Below are 18,899 nucleotides of genomic sequence, written 5' to 3' on the forward strand. Positions count from 1 at the left end.
GGAGGCGACCCGCCGAGGGTGCTCGTTCAGGTGAGCAGGGCGCGGCCGAGCCAGTCGGTGCGGTCGTGGACGCCGGGTAGTGCGAAGAAGTAGCCGCCGCCGTAGGGGGTGATGTAGTCGACGAGTGGTTCGCCGGCCAGTCGTTTCTGTACGGCGGTGAACTGTCGTTCGAGGTCTTGCTGGTAGCAGACGAAGATGAGGCCCATGTCGAGGTTGCCGTCGTTGTCCATGCCGTGGTCGTAGTTGTAGGCGCGGCGCAGGAGGCGGGAGTTGTCGGTTTTCGTGGTGCGGGGGTTGGCCAGGCGGATGTGGCTGTCCAGGGGGATGACGTCTCCCATGGGGTCCTGGGCGAATTTCGGGGTGTCGAATTCGTGGGTGCCGTCGAGTGGGGCGCCGGTGTCGCGGGCTCGGCCGAACATGCGTTCTTGTTCGGTGAGGGAGACGCGGTCCCAGAACTCGACCAGCATGCGGATGAGTCGTATGACCTGGTAGGAGCCGCCGGTGGTCCAGGGGGGTTCGCCGTTGCCGTGGGTCCACAGGAGTTGTCGGGCGGTGGTGGGGTCGGTGATGTCGGGGTTGGCGGTGCCGTCTTTGAAGCCGAGGTGGTTGCGGGGGGTGCCGGTGGGTCTTGGTGGGCTGGTGAAGCCGTCCATGCGCCAGCGCACTTGCATGCCGCCGCGGGTGTGGCGGGTGATGTCGCGCAGTGCGTGCAGCACGGTGTCCGGGTGTGGTGCGGCGAGTTGGAGGCTGAGGTCGCCGTGGCACCAGTCGGGTTGGAGGTCGTCGTCGGGGAAGGCGGGCATGGTGGTCAGGCGTAGTGGTTTGCGGGCTGCCAGTCCGAACCGGGTGTCGAAGAGGGACGCGCCGACCCCGGTGGTGATCGTGAGGCCGTCGTGCGGGACCTGGGGGCCGAGCGTGCCGCTGTCCGAGGGGGAGTCGGTGATGCCCAGCGGGGCGGGGGTGCCGCCCGTGGTCAGGAACCGGGCCCGCTCGGTCAACACCCGCAGGAGATCGGTGAGTTCGCGGCGGTCGGCGGCTGTCACGTCGAAGGACAGGAAGACGCTTGAGGGCTGCACGGCCTGCGTGATGCCGGCCTGATGGACGCCGTGGAAGTCGACCCGCTCCGCCTGCGGGCGACTCGGCGCGGCGGCGGAGGCGGAGTCGGCCGCGCCGCCCGCCACCGTGCCCCCCGCCAACGCGCCGACGCTCAGCGCCGCGCCGCGCAGGAACCCCCGCCGTCGCAGATCGCTTTCGCCCCGCGGGTCGCCTTCACGTCGCGGGTCGCCTTCACCTCGCGGGGCGTGCGTGCCGGTCGTCATGCCGTCCTCCGAACGTCGAAGATCGCCGCCACCGGGGCAAGGCGTTCCAGCAGGTCGCCGAAGTCGGCGTCGATCCGCTCGCGTTGGGCCCGGGTCAGGTCCCCCAGCGGAGTCCACCGGCCGTCGTGGTGCTGGGCGTCGAGGTCGGCCGCCGCGCGGTCGAGCGCCGCGTTCAGCGCGGCCAGGCCCGTGTCGCGCGGCACCAGAAGGGAGTTGAGCTTGCCCAGGATCTCCCGCGTGCCGTCGATGTTGGCGCGGGCGGTGGCCAGGTTGGTGCCGCTGCCGTAGTCCGTGCGGCCGGTCAGCTCGAACTGCTCGGCGTTCTCGATGATCTCGTGCGCCCGCAGGCCCATGGCCATCGGGTCCATCCGCTGCGTGGACCACGTGGCCCGCAGCGCGCGGACGGCCTTGTCCAGCGTCGCGGCCTGGCCGCGCAGGGACTTCGCCGACTCGCCGTGCCACAGGCCGTACTCGATCCGGTGGAAGCCGGTGAAGTCCGGGTCCTTGAGCGGGTCCCGGCCGATCGCGGTGGTGCCGTTGATCACGCCGTCCGCGTCGCCGAAGGTGTCGTAGGCCGCGCCCATCCGCTCGTACACCAGATGGCCGGCGAGCCAGTCGCGGCGGGCGGCGGCCAGGTCGCCGCGGTCGACGTCCTCCTTCAACGCGCCCGTGTCGCCGACGAGTTCGGCCATCCGCGTGCCGATCCAGGTCTGGTAGGCCAGGGTCGGCGGGATCAGGTCGTGCTCGGTGACCGGGAGGCCGGCCGGTCCCCGCGGCGCGGTGCCCGGGACCGTGACGGTCGGGCCGGTGACCGCGTCGGTGTCCTCCTGGAGGCACTTGAAGGCGTACGTGCCGCTGCCCAGGTCCACCACCATCGGGCGGCTGCCGGCCGGGGCGAGGCCCTCGACCTCGCCGTAGACCTTCCCGGTGTGCGGGTCGATCAGGTCCACGTCGGTGGCGGAGGCCGAGGAGTTGTGCAGGTCGAAGACCTGGGTGCCCGAGCGCGGCGTGACCTTCCCGGGACCGCCCCAGCCCCGCCCGCAGCTGCCCGGCGAGGCGTCCACCGGGGTGTGCCGCAGCCCGTCGGCCGCCAAGGGGTGCCGGTTGCCGGTGCTCGCGTCGTGGTGGCCGGCCGACACCAGCACGCCCGTGGTGATCGCGGCGGCCACGAGGGCGGCGACGGCCGCCGCGACGATCCGCCGGCGCCCTCCGCCCCAGCGGGGCGCCGCCCCTTTGGCGGCGCGGTCGGGCCGCGAGCCGTACGCGGGTCCGCCGTCCGCGGACGCGGGTTCGGATTCGGGTTCTGGTTCGGCGGGCACCGGACCTCCGGAATCGTGCTCGGCGTTTCGTGGTCGCCGACATGCTAGGACGCCCCGGCGCGCTTGCTCATCGGTGCAAACGCCGCGAACCCGCGAATCCGGCGGTGCGCTCCTGGTCAAGGGCCGCGGCAGGCCGCGCAGTTCCTCGGAGTCCACCCCGCCGGCAACGCCTCCAGCGGCGGGTCCAGCCCCAACGGCGCCTCGCACACCCGCCTCAGCGGCGAAACCATGCGCAGCGTCCCGCCGTCGTCCGGCCGGACCAGCGCATGATCGGCCGGCACCTTCAGCGCCGCGTCCGTACTCCCGCTTCAACTGACCTACTGACTGCGCTCGGAGGCACGGCGAGGCGTTGGCCAGCAGGCGCCCTTCCTTGACGGGCCTTCACCGGTCACACTCGCGTCGGTCGCGGGGTGACAGGGTGACAGGGGATGGGGGATGCGTGGCGAGGAAGCGCAAGCGCCGTTCGGCCGCGCGGCGGAGGTACGAGTTCCGGCGGAACACGGTCCTGGCGGGGTGCGCCGTGCTGGTGCTCCTGGTGGCGAACTCCTGGGCGGACGCGTGGCCTTACGTGGCAGGGGTCGCGGGGTTCGGCGTCGTCGGAGGGGTGCTGTGGTGGCTGTGGCGGACGGACCGTCTGCTGCGTGGCGGGGATCGCCGGTGGCGGGAACAGGACGCGATACGGGTGAGGCACCTTTCGCTTGCCGAGGTGGACGCCATGCACTGGCGGGACTTCGAGCGGTACGTGGCGGAGCTGTGCCGGCGCGACGGCTGCACGGACGTGGTGGTCACCGGTAAGTCCGGCGACCTGGGTGCGGACGTGACGGGGACGCTCCCTGACGGACGGCGGCTGGTCGTGCAGTGCAAGCACTACGCCCCGCATCGGTACGTGCCCAGCGGTGACATGCAGAAGTTCGTCGGCACGGCATGGCTGCACCACCAGGCGGATGTCGCGGTGTTCGTGGCCACGTGTCCTTTCGGCAAGGCGGCGCTTGCTCTCGCCGTCCGGCACCGGATTCTGGCCGTCCACCGTGACCTGCTGGGCCAATGGAACACCGGCACCCCGCTCCCGGCCCTCCTCGCCCTCAACGGCACCGGTCAGGGCGACCGAGCCCACCGCAGACGGTGGAAGGACACGTACGGCGCCTGACGGGTTGCCGCCATGAGGAAGCGGAGAACGCGCGGGCCGGTCGGGGCGGGTCCGTCGCGGCACGGGAGGTGTGCGCCGAGGTCCGTCGTCTCAGGGGAGGAACCTCACCTCCGGGAAGGCCGGGCTCGGGCGATCGAGCAGCCGCTGCCCGCGATGCCGCAGGTGCTGGTCGAAGAACGCGAGGGGGTACGCCTGCTGGATGCGCACGGCCCGGGCCGGGTCGAGGGTGCCGATCCAGCCCTGGAGGTCCGCATCGCTCATCCCGACGGCTCGTGCGAGTTGCGGGATCAGGACCTGGACGTCGCAGTAGGACGAGTGGATCGCGCCCTCCGCTTGGACGTTGAGCCGCCATCCCCGCAGACGCGACCACAGTTCGGCGACGCTCGGCTGCGCGGCTCGGGTGAACTCGGCGGTCATCAGCATGAACGGCCGGTCCAGGTCGGTGGTGACCGCCGGCTGCATCGGTCCGTCGAAGCTGAGCCCGGCCCGGACGCGCCGGTCCTGGCTCATCACGAGGGTGGTCGCCGTCGCGCCCTTCGACCAGCCGAACATGCCGATGCGCGACGGGTCGAGGGCACCGAGCAGGCCGGCCGGCAGCGGCCGCTGCCCGGCGTCGGGGTTGCGCCCGGCGGCGAGGTTCTCGACGCAGTCGAGCACGAACACGATGTCCGTGGCGAAGTCGGGTGCTCCCAGACCCGGGGTGTCGAGCGGAACGGTGAGCCGGCCGTCGGGGAACTCGCTGAACGCGTCGTACGTGTGGTCCACCGTGACCACCGCGTAGCCGTGGCCGGCCAGTTCCTGCACCACGTTGGTGGTGTCCGCACGGTGATCGTGCGCGCCGTGCGAGAACACGACGACCGGCAGCCGTCCGTCCGGCCGCAGCACGGGGGCGCCCTCGTGGCCGGCTGTGAGCGGAGCCACCGCGATGTCGGCCGGGAAGCCCGCGTTCGCGAGGAGCGCCCGTGTCACGGCAGGGGAGGCGTAAGGGGCCAGGGGATACCGCCCGGCGTTCCTGGCGGGGTACCAGACGCTGGCCATCAACTCGCGGTGGCGCCCGGGGCCCGCCACGGGGTCAGGACGCGAGGGGTCGACGAGATGCAGTTGTACGGTGCCCACCGGGTACGGTCCGGTGGGTGCGGGCAGGGTGAGCCGCACCGGGTTCTCGGTGACCGGAGCGGCCGACGCCTGGCGTGCGACGCCGATCGGCAGGGCGGCCCCGGCTGCCAGGGCGGCACCTACCAGACGGCGGCGCGTCAAATGGTTCTGGCTGGTGATCGGTGTGTTCGTCACGGACCCTCCCGGGTTTTCGGGGCGGCACCGGGCCACGCCCCGCGTTCGAGGTCGGCTGTCGGCCCGGCGGATTCCTGTTTCCTGACCGGCTCAGAGGCTCGGCGGGGTGCGGCGGCCCTGGTGCGGGGCGGACATGAGGTAGGCGAGAACGGCCAGCACCCGGCGGTTGTCGTCGTCGGAGGGGACGAGCTCCAGCTTGGTGAAGATGCTGGTGCTGTGTTTGGACACGGCCTTCTCGCTGATGAACAGCCGGTTCGCGATGGCGCTGTTGGAGCGCCCCTCGGCCATCAGCTCGAGCACCTGGCGTTCCCGCTCCGAGAGCGTGGAGAGGGGTTCGCGTGCGCCGCGGCCACGGCGGCCGAGCAGCTTGACGACCACCTGGGGGTCCATGACGGTGCCGCCCGCGGCGACCGTGCGGATCGCGTCGACGAACTGGTCGTCGCTGAACACCCGGTCCTTGAGCAGGTAGCCGACCCCTCCGGCCTGGTCGGCGACCAGCTCCTGGGCGTAGATCTGCTCGACGTACTGCGAGAGCAGCAGGATCGGCAGCCCTGGGATCTGTTCGCGGGCGGACAAGGCCGCACGCAGCCCGTCGTCGGTGTGGGTGGGCGGCAGCCTGATGTCAACGATCGCGAGGTCCGGCCGGTGCTCCAGCAGCGCGCCCAGCAGGCCCGGCGCGCTGTCGGTGGCCGCCGCGATCTCGAACCCGCGCGCTTTGAGCAGCCTGACCAGCCCCTCCCGGAGGAGGAAGAGGTCCTCCGCGACGACTACGCGCACGGCACCTCCATGACCACGATCGTCGGTCCGCCGGACGGGCTGCTGACCGCCAGGATGCCGTCGAACGCGGCCAGCCGTCGCTCCACCCCGGCCAGCCCGCTGCCCCGGGTGGGATCGGCCCCGCCGACCCCGTCGTCGACCACCTCGATGCGCAGCAGCCCGTGCGTGCGGGCCAACCGGATCTGCACGGCACGCGCCGAGGCGTGCCGGACGGCGTTGGTCACCACCTCGGCGATGGCGAAGTAGCAGGCCGCCTCCAGCGGGGCGTCGAGCCGTTCGGGTACATCGATCTCGGTCCCACAGGGCAGCGGCAGCTCCAGCGCCAGCGCCCGGACGGCCTCCGCCAGGCCCCGGTCGGCGAGCATCGGCGGGTACATCCCCCTGACCAGGCTGCGCAGTTCCTCCAGCGCCGCCGCTGAGGCGACGCGAGCCTCCACGACCAGCGCGGTGGCCTCGTCCGGACTGCTGAGGATCATCTCCTCGGCGACCCTGAGGTTCATCCCGATGGCGACCAGCCGCCCCTGCGCGCCGTCGTGCAGGTCGCGCTCGATCCTGCGCAACTCGGCGGCCGCGGAGCTGACCGCCTCGGCCCGCGTCTCGGCCAGCTCCCGCACCCGCCGGGTCAGCGCCGGATCGGGACCCCGCCCGAGCAGCCGCAGGAAGTCCGGCAGCACGGTCAGCGGCAGCAGCCAGAGCCCGAGGGCCAGCAGCACGGCCCCCTGGATACCGCCGAGGACCGACGCGTGGTGAGCCATCTCCAGGGGGAGCGGCGGCGTCGGCCCGCTCGGGGAGCCGAACTTCTCCACCACCACCGAGGACGGCCCGAACCCGCCCTGGGCGACGTCGTACGCCCCGATCCCCACCAGGCCGAGGGCGGCCAGATCCGCCGCCGCCCTCGGCCACCGCACCAGCCCCAGCACGACGGCCGCCAGCACCGCCAGCCCCACCAGCCAGCCCGTCACCGCCGGCCCGATCCCGGTGCCCGGCGGCGCGCCCTGCCACAGATCGAGGCCGAGGAGGTCACCGGCCATCACCACGATGGCGGGCAGGAGCGGCGCCCAGCGCGCGGACCTCACCGCGTCGGCTCCGCCCGGCCGCGCGGGCCCTCCGTTCGCCGGCCGGACCAGACCCGCCCCGGCGAAGGCGGCGAGCACCAGGATGCTCACGCTGCTCGCCGTGATGTTCAGCGCTGTCCGGCCGGAGGACGCGGAATGCGTCAGCCAGTACGTCCCCAGCAGCAGTTCGCCCGTCCCCACGGCGACCACGGGCAGTACCCACCGCCTGGGCGCGCGCGCCGACGGGAGCAGCACGGTGGTCAGCAGACCGGCCATCAGCAGCGCCGCCGGGAACAGCCCGACGGGTTCCAGATCCGGCACGGTGATCATGTAGCCGGCCCCACCGCGGCCGGGATTGTGCAGGGCGAGCAGCAGCACCGGCACGGCGCCGTACGCTGCCGCACCCACCAGCCCTGCGACGACCGGCCAGCCGATCCTCCCAACCGGTAACGCGGTACCCGTCGTTCGGCCCCGCGCCTGCTCCGCCCTGAATGCCAGCACAGCGCAGACCGCGGTCAACGCCACGATCACGCTTTGCGGCCAGGGCGTCCCGCCCACCGGAAACGGCCACATGTCCACCCCGCCCACCCCCTCGTCCCGTTGTCCAGGTCACGCGCCGTGGCCTCGTGACCATGCTGCTGGGAAGGGAACGGCAGGCGCCATGGACCGGAACCTACTTCCGAGGTGGGCAAACACCTACCTCTCCGCCGTCCTCGACGTATACGGTCCCGGACGCAGATCGTCCGGCCACCGCGTCCCTGGCCCGCGGCATCCGTCGCCGGGAACCCTCCACCGACCTCGAACCGGTCGCCCCCAACACGCTTTCCCACGGGCCACGCGGCCGAGCAGACGTACCTGCTGGGGGACCCGCGTGCCCGGCTGGTCCGTGAGTCCTCACCCGAGATCGGGGACGGCGCTGGCGTGGGCGGCGAGGACGCGCCAGGTGCCGTCAGCGTGAATCCAGGTGCGGGTGTAGCGAAGGCGCGCCTTGAACGGATGTCCTCCGGCGGTGCCCTCGAGCCCGGCCAGCACACGGGTGATCCCGGTGGAGTCCACCACGGTCACGTGCAGGTCCTGCTGGTCGAAGACCTCGACGGCCAGGGTCCGGGACCTGTGCGCTCCCAGGTCCTCCTCCTTCGTCATGGTGCTGCCGTCAGGTCCCGTGTAGATGACACGGTCGTCCAGGAGCAGGTCCAGCGCCTGCGCATCACCTGATCGAACAGCGGCCTGCAGCCTCTGCTCGGCATCGTGGAGAGCGGCTTCAAGAGCCATCTGGTCCATCCCCATCCCGATCCTCCTTGCCTCGCCGGCCCTGCGGAGAATACGGGATGCGAACTCGTGAGGGATTGCCCCAACACGCTTTCCAACGGGCCACGGCGCGGTTCGCGGGAAGGCGAGGACGCTCCGACCTGAGACGGAAGCATCGGCGAAGCACCCTGCGGACGGGACCGGACGGCGGCGAACGAGACCAGAGCTGGGACCGGGACAGCGTCATACCTTCCTGACTCGACCAGCTCGTACTCGAACCCGCTGGAGAGCGCTCCGCGGTCGCCCGTACGCTGGTGCGGTTCCGATCCTGTCGCCGGCGCCAACGCGCCTGGCCGGTCGAGCAGTTCACGCATCCCAGGGGGGACCACCACGTGAGACTTCGTATTGCCCTACCAGGCGTGACGGCCGGCGCGATGCTGGCCGTCGCGCTGAGCTTGCCGGCCGCCGTAGCCGACCCGGGCACGTCAACGCCTGGCACTCCGTCGTCCGGCGTCACCACGTCCGCGCCGGACCCGACGGATACCCCGTCCGCGCCGGACCCGACGGATACCCCGTCCGCGCCGGACCCGACGGATACCCCGTCCGCGCCGGACCCGACGGATACCCCGTCCGCGCCGGCAGACCAGTTCGAGGTCTACGGCGTGGGCAACGCCCACTCGGACCACTGGAAACTGGCCCTGTCGGTCTTGAGCCTCAGCGGCGACCAGATCGCCGGTATGACCGCGCACTACCGCCCTCACGGCGCACCCACGGATTCACCGGACTCGGGCACCACGACCACGTTCGGGTACGACCCCGTTTTCGGCGGACAGATATCCGCCGACCGGCCCGCGCTGCCGGCCCTGGGGGTGTACGACGTTTCGCTCGACGTCACCGACACCGAAGGCGCCACCGAACACTTCGCGGACGTCGGTGAGTTCACCTACGCGGCGAAGGTGAAGACCGGTCGGCTGACGGCCGACCGCAGCTCCGTCGACTACGAGCACCGCTCGTACACCGTCAGCGCTCCGGTGACCGTCACCGACCCGTCCACCGGAGCCGCACTCGACCCGTCGGGCGTCACGGTCTCGTTGGACAACCCGGATCTGGCCCCCGGCACGGTGGCCACCGGTACGGTCGGCGCCGACGGCCGGATGACGGCGCCCGTCACGGTCAAGGGTTCCGCCAGCTACCGCACCTTCGACGCGCAGGGCACCGCCACCGCCGGCTACCCGTACGCGCTCGACAGCAGCGATTCCACCATCCTCAGCGTGCCGGCAAAGGCCGAGACCACTCGCATACGGATACTCAGCAGCACCGACGTGAAGCTCCCCAAGGGCGGGCACACCACCCTCCGCGGCGTGTTGGAGCGGAAGGTCGGCACCGTGTGGACGCCGACACCGGGGCAGACGGTCAACGCCGACGGGCCGCCGTACTACCAGGCCAGCGCAACGACCGACCCCAGCGGCATCTTCACGATCACCACCGGCACCGCCGGGGCCTACTACTTCGACAACTACCGCAACTACGACCCCTACCTCGACGAGAGCCAGACCACGACCCCGGTCTACGTGCACGTGCCCTCGCCCAGCCGGGTCACCCCGTTCCACGTCAGCGAGGACGAGTACGGCGAGGCGAAGATCGACGGCCGGCTCAACCTGAACGGGGTGGAGTTCGCCTCGGGGACCCAGTCGGTGACGATCCAGTTCTCGTACGACAACAAGACCTGGCACACCGTGGGCACCACGAAGATCGGCCGCTCCGGGCTGGCCGGGGACGAGTTCAGCTGCTACGCGACCTACGCCGGCCAGGCCAACGGCTACTGGCGGGCGTACTTCCGTGGCACGCCGGACTACTCCCCGTCCTACAGCTCCGCCGTGAAGATCTACCGGACCCCGTCCCGGATCACCGGCGGCACGCCCAGCCACACCACGGTCCGCAAGAACACCTACCTGACCTTCGGCGGGCACGTGCAGCAGCGCAGCACCTCCGGTAAGTGGTCCGGCATCTCCCACACCTACGCCTACCTGGAGTTCCGCCCCTCGGGCAGTTCCACCTGGCACTACGTCACCCGGGTGAGGACCGACTCCAAGGGCGCCTACCACCTGCGCGGCAAAGCCACCCGCACCGGCAGTTGGGCCGTTGTCTGGTTCACCTCCGACAGCCACCACATCGACTCCAACGGGCCGCAGCGCACCGTCCACGTCAAGAAGTGACCACCATCAGGCGGGCTGCAAGTGACGCGCACCCGCGCAACACGCACCCGGGTGGCCCGTGCAGTACGTCCCGCCTTACGTACTCCGCTCGGTGGTCAGGTCGTTGCGGTAGGCGTAGCGGACGGCCTGGGCGCGGTCGGTGGCGCCGATCTTGGTGAAGATGCGGTTGATGTGTGTCTTGACGGTGGCCTGACTGACCACGAGGCGGGCGCAGATCTGGGCGTTGGACAGGCCATCGGCGATGAGGGTGAGCACTTCGGCCTCGCGCGGGGTCAGGCCGTCGGGCAGCTGGGCCGCGGTGTCTCGCGAACGTCCCTGCTGGGAAGGGGAGTTCGCGGGCACGCGGGCGTCGGGCTGTATCGCGGCGACCAGGCGGGCCTGGACCACGGGGTCGAGCCAGGTGCGGCCGCCGTGCACGTTGTGGATCGCGGCCTCGACCTGGTCGTCGTCCGCGTCCTTGGTCAGGTAGCCGCGAGCGCCGGCCCGCAGGGCGGGGAAGACCGAGTCGTCGTCCGCGTAGGTGGTGAGCACGAGAACTGCGGTGTCCGGCAGCCGTTCGCGCAGCAGCTCGGTCGCGGCGACACCGCCGAGGACCGGCATGTCAAGGTCCATCAGCACCACGTCGGGGCGCAGCCGCTCGGCGAGTTCGACCGCGTCGGTGCCGTTGCGGGCCGCGCCGACCACCTCGATGCCGTCCAGCATGCCGACCAGCAGGACCAGTCCGTCGCGCACCACGCGCTGGTCGTCCGCGACCAGCACTCTCACCTTCGAGCCGGGTCCGGGTTCGGGTCCAGATCCGGTACCGGGTTCGGGTCCGGTGCCGGGTTCGGGTCCGGCTCCAGATCCAGATCCGGGTCCGGGTTCGGTCCGGGTTCCGTTTCCGGGCCCGTTTCCGGGTTCGCGTCCGGCAGCGGGCAGCGTCACGCGGGTATCTCCATCCGTACGGTCCATCCGTGGCCGGTCGGGCCCGCGCTCGCGTTGCCGCCGGCCAGGGCGAGCCGCTCGCGCATGCCGGTCAGGCCCAGGCCGGAGCCGCCTGGTACCGGGGCCGGTACGGGGGCACCGCTGTCGCGCCGGTCCTCGATGGTCAGTGTCGTGGCCCCGGCCTCGTAGCGGAGGCTCACCGTGGTGCGGGCACCGCGTGCGTATCGCGCCGCGTTGGTCAACGCCTCCTGCGCGCCCCGGTACAGCGCCACCCCCGCGTTGTCGGGCACCGGCCGCCGGGTCCCGCTGACGGTCATCGTCACGTCGAGCTCCAGGTCGGTGCGGTAGCGCTCGACCAGTTCGGCCAGCCGGTCCAGGGAGGGCGGCCGGTCCCCGCGCAGCGCGCCGACGGCCCGGCGGGCGTCGCCCAGGCCGTCCTTGACCAGCGTCGCGGTACGGTCGAGCAAGCCGCGCAACTCCTCGTCGGCCCGGTCGCGCCGGGCCATCCTGCGTGCGGCCTGTACCTGGATGGCCAGTCCGGACAGGGTCTGGGCCAGGACGTCGTGCAGGTCCTGCGCGATCCGGGTGCGCTCGGCCAGTGCCGCCGCCTCGGTCTCCGCCTCCCGGGCGTCCTCCAGTTGGGCCAGCAGCAGTTCGGCGCGCGTCTCGTTGCCGCCCGCCTGCCGGATGTAGAACGCCATGACGGCCAGGACCGCGCAGAACTGCAACTGGCCGACCAGATTGGTGGCGCTGCCGTCCATCCCGGCGAGGTTGGTGCCGAGCAACTCGGCCGCCAGGACGCCGCTCAGGGCCGTGGCCGGGACCGGCGACAGCACCAGGAAGGCGGTCAGCACGCTCGTCGACATCGGGAGCACGGACATGGCGTGGGGCTGCAACATGCCCAGCGCCAGCCCGAACTCGCCGATCAGCAGGCAGTACGCGACGCACGGACGCGGCGCCGTCACCTGCCACCGGCCGGAGGCGACGGCCACGATCGGCAGCAGGCACCCGGCGAGCAGCAGGGTCACGGCGAGGTGCACCCCGTGGGTGCCGGGCGAGGGACGGGCGGACAGCGACTGGACGCCGATGGTGATGATGACGACCCACAGCAAGGACAGCAGGCGCCTGATCCTGCGTTCTCGCCGGTCCTGGACGCGGGCCAGCGCCACCGCCAGTCGCGGGCTGACCGCGTCGGCGGGCGGGCCGTCCGGGAAATCCGTCATGCGCTGAAGGATAGGGCGGCGCTCGGGAGGCGCCGCAACGTACCGCGACCCGGCCCGCGGGGTGCGGGTCCGGGTCACGGGGCGGGCCGGGCGCGGGCCCGATCCCGTGTCCACGCAGTCAGCCCCGGGTCGGTGCGGTCGCGGTCGCGGCACTCGCGGTGACCCGGCGCGCCCTGGCCCGTATCACGACGAGGCGGGCCAGGACCTGGGCGAAGGCCATCAGCAGGAGCGCGACGGTCCACGCGTCGGAACTGGTGATCATGTGGTCGCGGCTGAACCGCGCGATGTGTACCGCACCGCTGTGCGCGGACCAGAACTCGAACCCGGAGCGCAGCAGCATCCCCGCGATCCAGAACGCCGCCGCTGCGACCCCCGCCTTGGCGAACGCGACACCGTCGGAGCCGCGACTCATCAGAGTGGTCGCGCCGCAAGCGAGCCCCAGTACCGCGCCGACGGCCGCGCCGACGACGTACAGCCGCACGTCGTGGCCCCCGGTCGGGAAGGACTTGAGGTAGTACGCGGCCGCCGCCGCGACGCACACCACCGGCAGCATCGCGGTGCGCAGGGTGACCCGGGTGCCGTGGATCTGCGGGAGCACCAGAAGGATCAGGACCGCGGAGATGAGGTAATCAGTCGTCGTCATGCCCTTGAGACTGCCGTCCGCGCAGCGCCGCGACGTCAGCCGTCGGGTTGACCCCGGGTTGGTCCACCGCGTCAACCCACGGGTTGACGGCCCCGTCCGCCGAAGCCACGGGGCCGCGGCGGCCAGCGAAGGGGTGGAGGGCCATCTCTCTCCACGGCCGGAGGCGGCCGGACATGCTCGCACGCGTTCGCCCGATCCTCTCCGGCGGCGGCGCCGGCTCCCGAGTGTGGTCCAGGGGTCGCAGGCCCGGAACTGCCGACTGCAACCCGAACTGCAACCCCGTCTGGGGTCGGCGCGAGCTGCCGGGAGCGTGGGTCTACGGAGGGACGCTCTCGGACGGAGGGGGTGGTGGCGATGGTTCGAGCAAGGGGTGCCCTGGCGCGCCGAATCGCCTCACCAGTGCAATCGCCGGGGCGGCCGGCGCCGGAACGATGATCGCGGAGACGGCGTCAGGACGTAGAAGCCCAGGCCTGGAGCCAGGCCAGCCAGCAGCCAGAACAGCACGAACACAGGCATCGGGACAGGCCCAAGCGGTAGGAACAAGGGAACGCATGCGGCCATGGCCATGAGCCCTGGCAACAGCCACGAGGCCACGATGACGGTCGTTGCCGCCTCACGCTCCTTGACCAAATCGGCGAGCCTTGCCCACTCTGCTGATGAGATGCCGTACGTGTCCGTCGGCGTGCCCGCTCCAGGCGAGACGGCGCCGGCGACTCCGTCCAGGCCCGGATGAACGGCAGCCACGACAGGAACGTCATGGGTTTACGTCTACGCATCGGACCATCGCGTTCAAGCTGAATCCGGGATTCCTTTTGCGCAACGGCTGGTGATGGACCAATTCCCGTGCGTGCGTGCCCCGTTGTGGCGTGCGACGTATTCCTGCCCAGCGGTCATTTCGGGCTTGACGCGGCAATCACGTACGAGTTCACTTCTCTCGATCGTCAGATCACCAGGGAGGGGAATCTCATGAAAAGGATCACCAAGGCATCGGTGTTCGGCGCCGTCGCCGTCATGGCGTCCGTCGTGCTCGGCGCCACCCCGGCGTCCGCGTCCGCCATGGAGGTGGGCTGCGGCACGACCGGAGCCGACGGCTTTGTCTACGCGTCCAACTGGGCACCCGGCGTCACCAAGCTCAACGTCGAAATCGAGCTCAAGGACACGCTGGCCGACGGCCACCATGTGCAGATCCGCTTCATGAGCAAGGGCCCGGGCCTGGCCACCACCACCCTGTACCAGTGGCATTCCGTCACGTCCGGCAACGGCACGGCCGGGGACTGGGTGAGCAGCGCCACCGACCCCAACGGCATGTACGACATGGGTGTCACGGTCGCCCGCTTCGAGGGCGCTGACCAGCTGAATGCCTGCAGCGTCTGGCTGCTTGAGGGCGCCGCCTGATTTCCCTCCCGGAGTCTGCGGAAATCCGCCCGCCGTGCCCTCGGGCACGGCGGGGTTCCATGCCCCGATCTGGAGATCATCCGTCAATTCAGAGGGCGGAATGAGAGTTAATAGGAGTTTTGTCGTCACCTGAACGTGTGGCGGTGTGGAATCCCGGCCGGTCGGCGGACATGGGCGTGTTGGGCTGGACGTCGTGAGCGAGCGCAAGCCCTACAGGAGCGATGTGAGCGACGAGCGGTGGGCGCTGGTCGAGCCGGTGATCGCCGCGTGGAAGGCTGCGCATCCCTCGGTCAGGGCCATCAGGGCCGGTACGCGCCTGGCCGACCTCGGAATCCTGACGGAGACCGAGCCAGGCTTATTCACCCAGCCCCGGCCGCAGCCGACCGACGTCGTCACGACCTGCCCGCTCGTCCCACACGAAACGAATAATCGGGCACAAAGTCTCATACTGCCCTCTCGGAGTTGAGCTTCCGGCTTGCGACGGTGAAGAAGGTGGTGCGTCGTGCCTACTCGTGGCGTAGCACGGTCCCCTTCGCTTCTCACCGGGAAAGGGGGCCCTCCGGAAGCACGCCGGATTGATCGTCTCTGCCTTGCGAGTCACCGAGGCACGGCTTGATCTTGATCCGCCAACCGCTCGCGCCGAGATCGCTCGGCTTCTGCACACCATCAGCGAACGCTTCGCAGCCGGTCGTAGGTACCCGCAGCGATGTGCACCGTCTTCTGCCCCGGCACGACGACGTCGGCCGCCTCCTGGACCGTGCAGAACGGCACCGCTTGCGTGCCGGGCCCGCTCTCACCGCACGATAGGCCCTGACCGACGTAGAGGTCGGCCGGGGGCGCATCCGCCGACACCTCCGACAATGGCACCAGACCGGCCGCGACACCCGCCAGCGCCGCCGCCCACACGAAAACCCTCCGCCGGAAATCCATCGTCCCCACCCCAAGACCCCGCCCGCGTCCTCGACAACTCCCCTTGTCCTTGGGCCTGCTGATAGGTTCTACCGCGCTCTCCTCACGCTCGATCGGTACCCAGGGCGACCCCGCCCGCGTCGAGCGGTGGAGCGCGGTCCCTGGGGGGAACTGTGCACAGATCACGTGTGGTTGGCGTTGCCGTGCTGTCGCTTCTTGTCGGCGGAGGGTTCCTGCCGGGTGCGGCGGTGACGGCGTCCGCCGACACGGGCACGCGGTACGTCGACATCCAGAACGCGTCCTGCTCCGACACTGCTGCCGGTACCGGCACGCAGGCGCAGCCATACTGCACGCTCCAGGCCGCGGTCGACGCCGCGCAGCCCGGCGACACGGTGCTCGTGTCGGGCTTCGGGGACTATCCGGCCACCACGGTGACGTCGTCGGGCACGTCTGACGCTCCCCTCACCATCGAGGGCGACTTCACGGTCGCCGGGCTCGCCTTCGCCGGCGTCCACGACGTGGCCCTGCGGGACGGGACGGTGACGCTGTCCACCGGTTCCATACGCGTGCAGGACTCCGACGACGTCACGATCGACGGGTTCAACCTCAACGGCGCCAAGGACGCGTCCGTGATCGCGGTGTCGGGCAGCAGCAGCGACGTGACGATCAGTCGCAACAACATCCTCCCCGTGGACGAGGACAGTCCCGTGATCAGCGTGGGCGTGGGCGTACGGCGCACCGTCGTCACCACGAACGACATCGACGAAGGCGAATACGCCGACCGCGACATCGCACTCGACGGAGCTGTGGACACCGCCGTCACCAGTAACAACCTGGGCGGTCTCGCCGACCTCGTCGCGGTCGACGGCGGCTCCACCGGCACCACCGTGGAGAACAACGGGTTCGACCGTGGCCGGATCGAGGTGGGCGCGGACTCCACGGCCACTACCAAGATCGGCTACAACCTCTACTATCCCCGGGCCGGAGGCGCCGTCTACCGCTGGGCGGGCACCGACTACACCGAGGTCGCCGCGTTCCAGGTCGCCACCGGGCAGGGCGGCCACGACATGGTCGGCGGAACGGCGGGTACCAGGGGCTTCCAGTGGTACGGCGAGGGCAACCCCGGTATCGACTCGGCCGACGCGAACGCGCCCGGCGAACTCGCCACCGACATCCTCGGCTACCCCCGGGTGGACGACCCGCTCACCGCCAACACCGGCACGGGGGCGGGCTACTTCGACCGTGGCGCGAACGAGCAGCGCAACCCGTTCGCGGTCGGCTACCCCACCGCATCTCCGAACCGCATCGCGGTCGGAGCCACCGTGACGGTCACCCCGCACGACGACAACCCGTGGGGGACCACGGTCAGTCGCACGTACGACTTCGGTGACGGTACTCCGAAGGTCACCTCCACCGCCGGCTCCGTCCGGCACACGTACACCAAGCTGCCCGGCAGCGGGGGCAGCTTCGTGATCACGGTGGACACCGACGCACCCCCAGGGGCCCTTGCCGGGGAACGCCAACTGGTCGAGTCCGTCAGCCCGCAGGCACCCTTCACCGCCGGTATCAGTGTGCTCGCCCTTGACGCGAGCAAGCCGCTCGCCGTGAACGTCACCGACCGGGCCCTGCAGACGGACCCGTTCGAACTCGGCTCCTGCCGGATCGACTTCGGCGACGGAACGCCCGTGACGACCGGGACCTCCTCCTGCCAGGACATGCAGCACACCTACGCCAAGGCGGGCACCTATACCGTCCACGCCGACGAGAACGACCTGGGCGGGCGAACGTCGAGCACCACGGCCAAGGTCACCGTCGGTCCGGTGTTCGTCTCGACCAGCCCGACCCGCATCCTCGACACCCGCACCGGGCTCGGCGCGCCGAAGGCGCAGGTCGCCGCGGGGAAAGTCGTCCATCTGAAGGTCAACGGCGCCGGTCCCATCGCGAACGCCGGCTCCGTGCTCCTCAACGTCACGGTCACGCGCCCGACCGTCGGCGGGCACATCACCGCCTACCCTGGCGGGGCTTCCCAGCCCACCTCCTCGATCCTCAACTACGCCAAGGGCCAGACGGTGGCGAACCTGGTGACGGTCCCGATCGGCCCGGACGGAACAGTCACCCTCTCCGTCTCTGCCGGCTCCGCCGACCTGGTCGCCGACGTCGAGGGCTACACCACCCTCACCCCCGGCGCGGACGACGGAGGAGTCCTGCTCGACGAGGGCCCTTTGCGCAAGGTGTTGGACACCAGGGGCGACAAATCGGACGGCCTGCCCGCGCTCGGCAAGGTCGGCCCGAACTCCTCCCTCACCTTCACCGCACTGCCCGGCATCGCGGAGAGGAACTCTCCTGAGTACGGGGCGACTGCGGTGGTCCTGGACGTCGTCGCGACCGGTGCGACCTCGCACAGTTACGTCACCGCCTACCGCCCGGGCGACGCGGTGCCGACGGCGTCGAACCTCAACTTCGCCACCGGGGAGTCGCGTGCGGCCATGGTGGTCGTTCCGGTCGACGCGAAGGGCCGTGTGTCCCTCTACAACAACGCCGGCTCGGCCCATCTCATCGCCTCGGTCGAGGGCTTCTACGTCCCGTTCGGACCCCATACCGAGCCGTTCAACAAACCTCTGCACCCGATCACGCCGGTCCGCGTGCTGGACACGCGTTCCGGCACCGGCGGGCACAAGGGCGCCATCACGAGCGGCTCCAGCGTGCAACTCGACGTAGCCGGAGTCGCCGGTCTCCCGTCCAATGTCACCGGCGTCCTGATCAACCTGACCGCCGTCGGCTCCAGCGCCAACGGCTACCTCACCGCCAACGACAACGACGACAACGCCGGTCCGGACGCCTCCACCCTCAACTTCATGGCCGGCCGCACCACCGCCGTCCTCGCATACGTGCCCCTCTCGGGGACCCACCTCAGCCTCCACAACGCCCACGAGTCCGTGAACGCCGTGGTGGACGTCGAGGGCTACTTCACCAACTGACTCCCGAGAGCAGCGGCCTCCTAGCGGCTGCCGAGGTCCCCTGCTCACTGGCATGGGCAGGTCGCCGGCTCGCCGGAACTCTGAGACCGCGCGTCCAACGGGTCGACGCGTGGGGGCGAGGTGTCTCCGAAGGCCCTCCGCGACTGCCCACAGAAGTGGATACGACCGGGGCTGAGCGGCGGGCTGTAGGCAGCGCAGCCAGGTTCCGAGCCCGGGCCCGGACCTGGCGTCGGACCGCCGGAAGCGGGCCGCCCGGGCAGGCGGCGAGAACGCGTTCTGCGTCATCGTAGGCAAGAGTCAACCGCCGGATTACGTGCGGCGGCAGTGACCGGTGCCACGAACACGTCGTGGGGCCCCCCGGCGCGCCCCCGGGGGCCACCACCCTTTTGGCGGGGTGGGCCAGGGGGGGGTTAAAAGATTATAACAAGGGTGGGGGTGGCCCCCCCGTAAAACAGT

At 70.9% G+C, this 18,899-nt stretch carries 15 protein-coding genes; 5 read left to right on the plus strand and 10 right to left on the minus strand.

The window, feature by feature from the left end:
• Positions 1-26 precede the first annotated feature (26 nt).
• A complete protein-coding gene (efeB, locus tag ACIPAE_RS10910; RefSeq protein ID WP_402444356.1) occupies positions 27-1,319 on the minus strand; it encodes an iron uptake transporter deferrochelatase/peroxidase subunit in 1,293 nt (430 codons plus the stop codon).
• Positions 1,316-2,638, minus strand: a complete 1,323-nt coding sequence (locus ACIPAE_RS10915) for an imelysin family protein (RefSeq protein ID WP_402444358.1) — start codon at positions 2,636-2,638, stop codon at positions 1,316-1,318. Before ACIPAE_RS10915 ends, efeB begins: the two co-directional genes overlap by 4 nt.
• 568 nt (positions 2,639-3,206) lie before the next feature.
• Between ACIPAE_RS10915 and ACIPAE_RS10920 the strand changes: the two genes are divergently transcribed.
• A complete protein-coding gene (locus ACIPAE_RS10920; protein WP_402444502.1) occupies positions 3,207-3,785 on the plus strand; it encodes a restriction endonuclease in 579 nt (192 codons plus the stop codon).
• A gap of 90 nt (positions 3,786-3,875) precedes the next feature.
• On the opposite strand, the gene ACIPAE_RS10925 is transcribed toward ACIPAE_RS10920, so the two are convergent.
• The 4 genes from ACIPAE_RS10925 to ACIPAE_RS10940 all read right to left on the minus strand — a co-directional run bounded on the left by ACIPAE_RS10925 (position 3,876) and on the right by ACIPAE_RS10940 (position 8,194).
• Positions 3,876-5,075, minus strand: coding sequence for an alpha/beta hydrolase family protein (locus tag ACIPAE_RS10925; RefSeq protein ID WP_402444360.1), 1,200 nt, complete (start codon positions 5,073-5,075; stop codon positions 3,876-3,878).
• 90 nt (positions 5,076-5,165) lie between these two features.
• The gene (locus ACIPAE_RS10930) at positions 5,166-5,852 is read right to left on the minus strand and encodes a response regulator transcription factor (protein ID WP_329367515.1); all 687 of its coding nucleotides are present in this window, start codon (positions 5,850-5,852) and stop codon (positions 5,166-5,168) included.
• Complete coding sequence (locus tag ACIPAE_RS10935; protein ID WP_402444361.1) at positions 5,843-7,315, minus strand: sensor histidine kinase; 1,473 nt, start codon at positions 7,313-7,315, stop codon at positions 5,843-5,845. The genes ACIPAE_RS10930 and ACIPAE_RS10935 overlap by 10 nt, the downstream gene beginning before the upstream one ends.
• A 486-nt stretch (positions 7,316-7,801) precedes the next feature.
• The gene (locus ACIPAE_RS10940) at positions 7,802-8,194 is read right to left on the minus strand and encodes a nuclear transport factor 2 family protein (RefSeq protein WP_402444363.1); all 393 of its coding nucleotides are present in this window, start codon (positions 8,192-8,194) and stop codon (positions 7,802-7,804) included.
• A 353-nt stretch (positions 8,195-8,547) separates the two neighbouring features.
• Between ACIPAE_RS10940 and ACIPAE_RS10945 the strand changes: the two genes are divergently transcribed.
• Positions 8,548-10,371, plus strand: coding sequence for a hypothetical protein (locus ACIPAE_RS10945; RefSeq protein WP_402444365.1), 1,824 nt, complete (start codon positions 8,548-8,550; stop codon positions 10,369-10,371).
• Positions 10,372-10,446: 75 nt separating this feature from the next.
• Here the strand turns inward: ACIPAE_RS10945 and ACIPAE_RS10950 are convergent, their stop codons facing one another.
• The 3 genes from ACIPAE_RS10950 to ACIPAE_RS10960 all read right to left on the minus strand — a co-directional run bounded on the left by ACIPAE_RS10950 (position 10,447) and on the right by ACIPAE_RS10960 (position 13,161).
• Complete coding sequence (locus ACIPAE_RS10950; RefSeq protein ID WP_402444367.1) at positions 10,447-11,130, minus strand: response regulator; 684 nt, start codon at positions 11,128-11,130, stop codon at positions 10,447-10,449.
• Between the two features lie 161 nt (positions 11,131-11,291).
• The gene (locus ACIPAE_RS10955) at positions 11,292-12,518 is read right to left on the minus strand and encodes a histidine kinase (RefSeq protein WP_329367525.1); all 1,227 of its coding nucleotides are present in this window, start codon (positions 12,516-12,518) and stop codon (positions 11,292-11,294) included.
• Positions 12,519-12,636: 118 nt separating this feature from the next.
• Positions 12,637-13,161, minus strand: a complete 525-nt coding sequence (locus ACIPAE_RS10960) for a hypothetical protein (protein ID WP_329367527.1) — start codon at positions 13,159-13,161, stop codon at positions 12,637-12,639.
• Between the two features lie 966 nt (positions 13,162-14,127).
• Here ACIPAE_RS10960 and ACIPAE_RS10965 point away from each other — a divergent pair.
• Positions 14,128-14,556 carry a hypothetical protein gene (locus tag ACIPAE_RS10965; RefSeq protein WP_329367529.1) on the plus strand — a complete coding sequence of 143 codons (429 nt, stop codon included), beginning with the start codon at positions 14,128-14,130 and terminating at the stop codon, positions 14,554-14,556.
• A 193-nt stretch (positions 14,557-14,749) separates the two neighbouring features.
• On the plus strand, positions 14,750-15,022 hold the full coding sequence (locus ACIPAE_RS10970; protein ID WP_402444370.1) for a hypothetical protein: 273 nt from the start codon (positions 14,750-14,752) through the stop codon (positions 15,020-15,022).
• Positions 15,023-15,222: 200 nt separating this feature from the next.
• Here the strand turns inward: ACIPAE_RS10970 and ACIPAE_RS10975 are convergent, their stop codons facing one another.
• The gene (locus ACIPAE_RS10975; RefSeq protein ID WP_402444372.1) at positions 15,223-15,486 is read right to left on the minus strand and encodes a hypothetical protein; all 264 of its coding nucleotides are present in this window, start codon (positions 15,484-15,486) and stop codon (positions 15,223-15,225) included.
• Positions 15,487-15,668: 182 nt separating this feature from the next.
• Between ACIPAE_RS10975 and ACIPAE_RS10980 the strand changes: the two genes are divergently transcribed.
• The gene (locus ACIPAE_RS10980; RefSeq protein ID WP_402444374.1) at positions 15,669-18,443 is read left to right on the plus strand and encodes a PKD domain-containing protein; all 2,775 of its coding nucleotides are present in this window, start codon (positions 15,669-15,671) and stop codon (positions 18,441-18,443) included.
• Positions 18,444-18,899: the final 456 nt, after the last annotated feature.

Origin of the sequence: Streptomyces sp. NPDC087270, assembly GCF_044744625.1 — a bacterium.
GTDB lineage: Bacteria > Actinomycetota > Actinomycetes > Streptomycetales > Streptomycetaceae > Actinacidiphila.

What these genes read in the sequence shown, in the direction of transcription:
- ACIPAE_RS10955 (WP_329367525.1), bottom strand. Translation starts at nt 12,518, where the DNA reads ATGACGGATTTCCCGGACGGCCCGCCCGCCGACGCGGTCAGCCCGCGA.
- ACIPAE_RS10940 (WP_402444363.1), bottom strand. Translation starts at nt 8,194, where the DNA reads ATGGGGATGGACCAGATGGCTCTTGAAGCCGCTCTCCACGATGCCGAG.
- efeB (WP_402444356.1), bottom strand. Translation starts at nt 1,319, where the DNA reads ATGACGACCGGCACGCACGCCCCGCGAGGTGAAGGCGACCCGCGACGT.
- ACIPAE_RS10975 (WP_402444372.1), bottom strand. Translation starts at nt 15,486, where the DNA reads ATGGATTTCCGGCGGAGGGTTTTCGTGTGGGCGGCGGCGCTGGCGGGT.
- ACIPAE_RS10960 (WP_329367527.1), bottom strand. Translation starts at nt 13,161, where the DNA reads ATGACGACGACTGATTACCTCATCTCCGCGGTCCTGATCCTTCTGGTG.
- ACIPAE_RS10965 (WP_329367529.1), top strand. Translation starts at nt 14,128, where the DNA reads ATGAAAAGGATCACCAAGGCATCGGTGTTCGGCGCCGTCGCCGTCATG.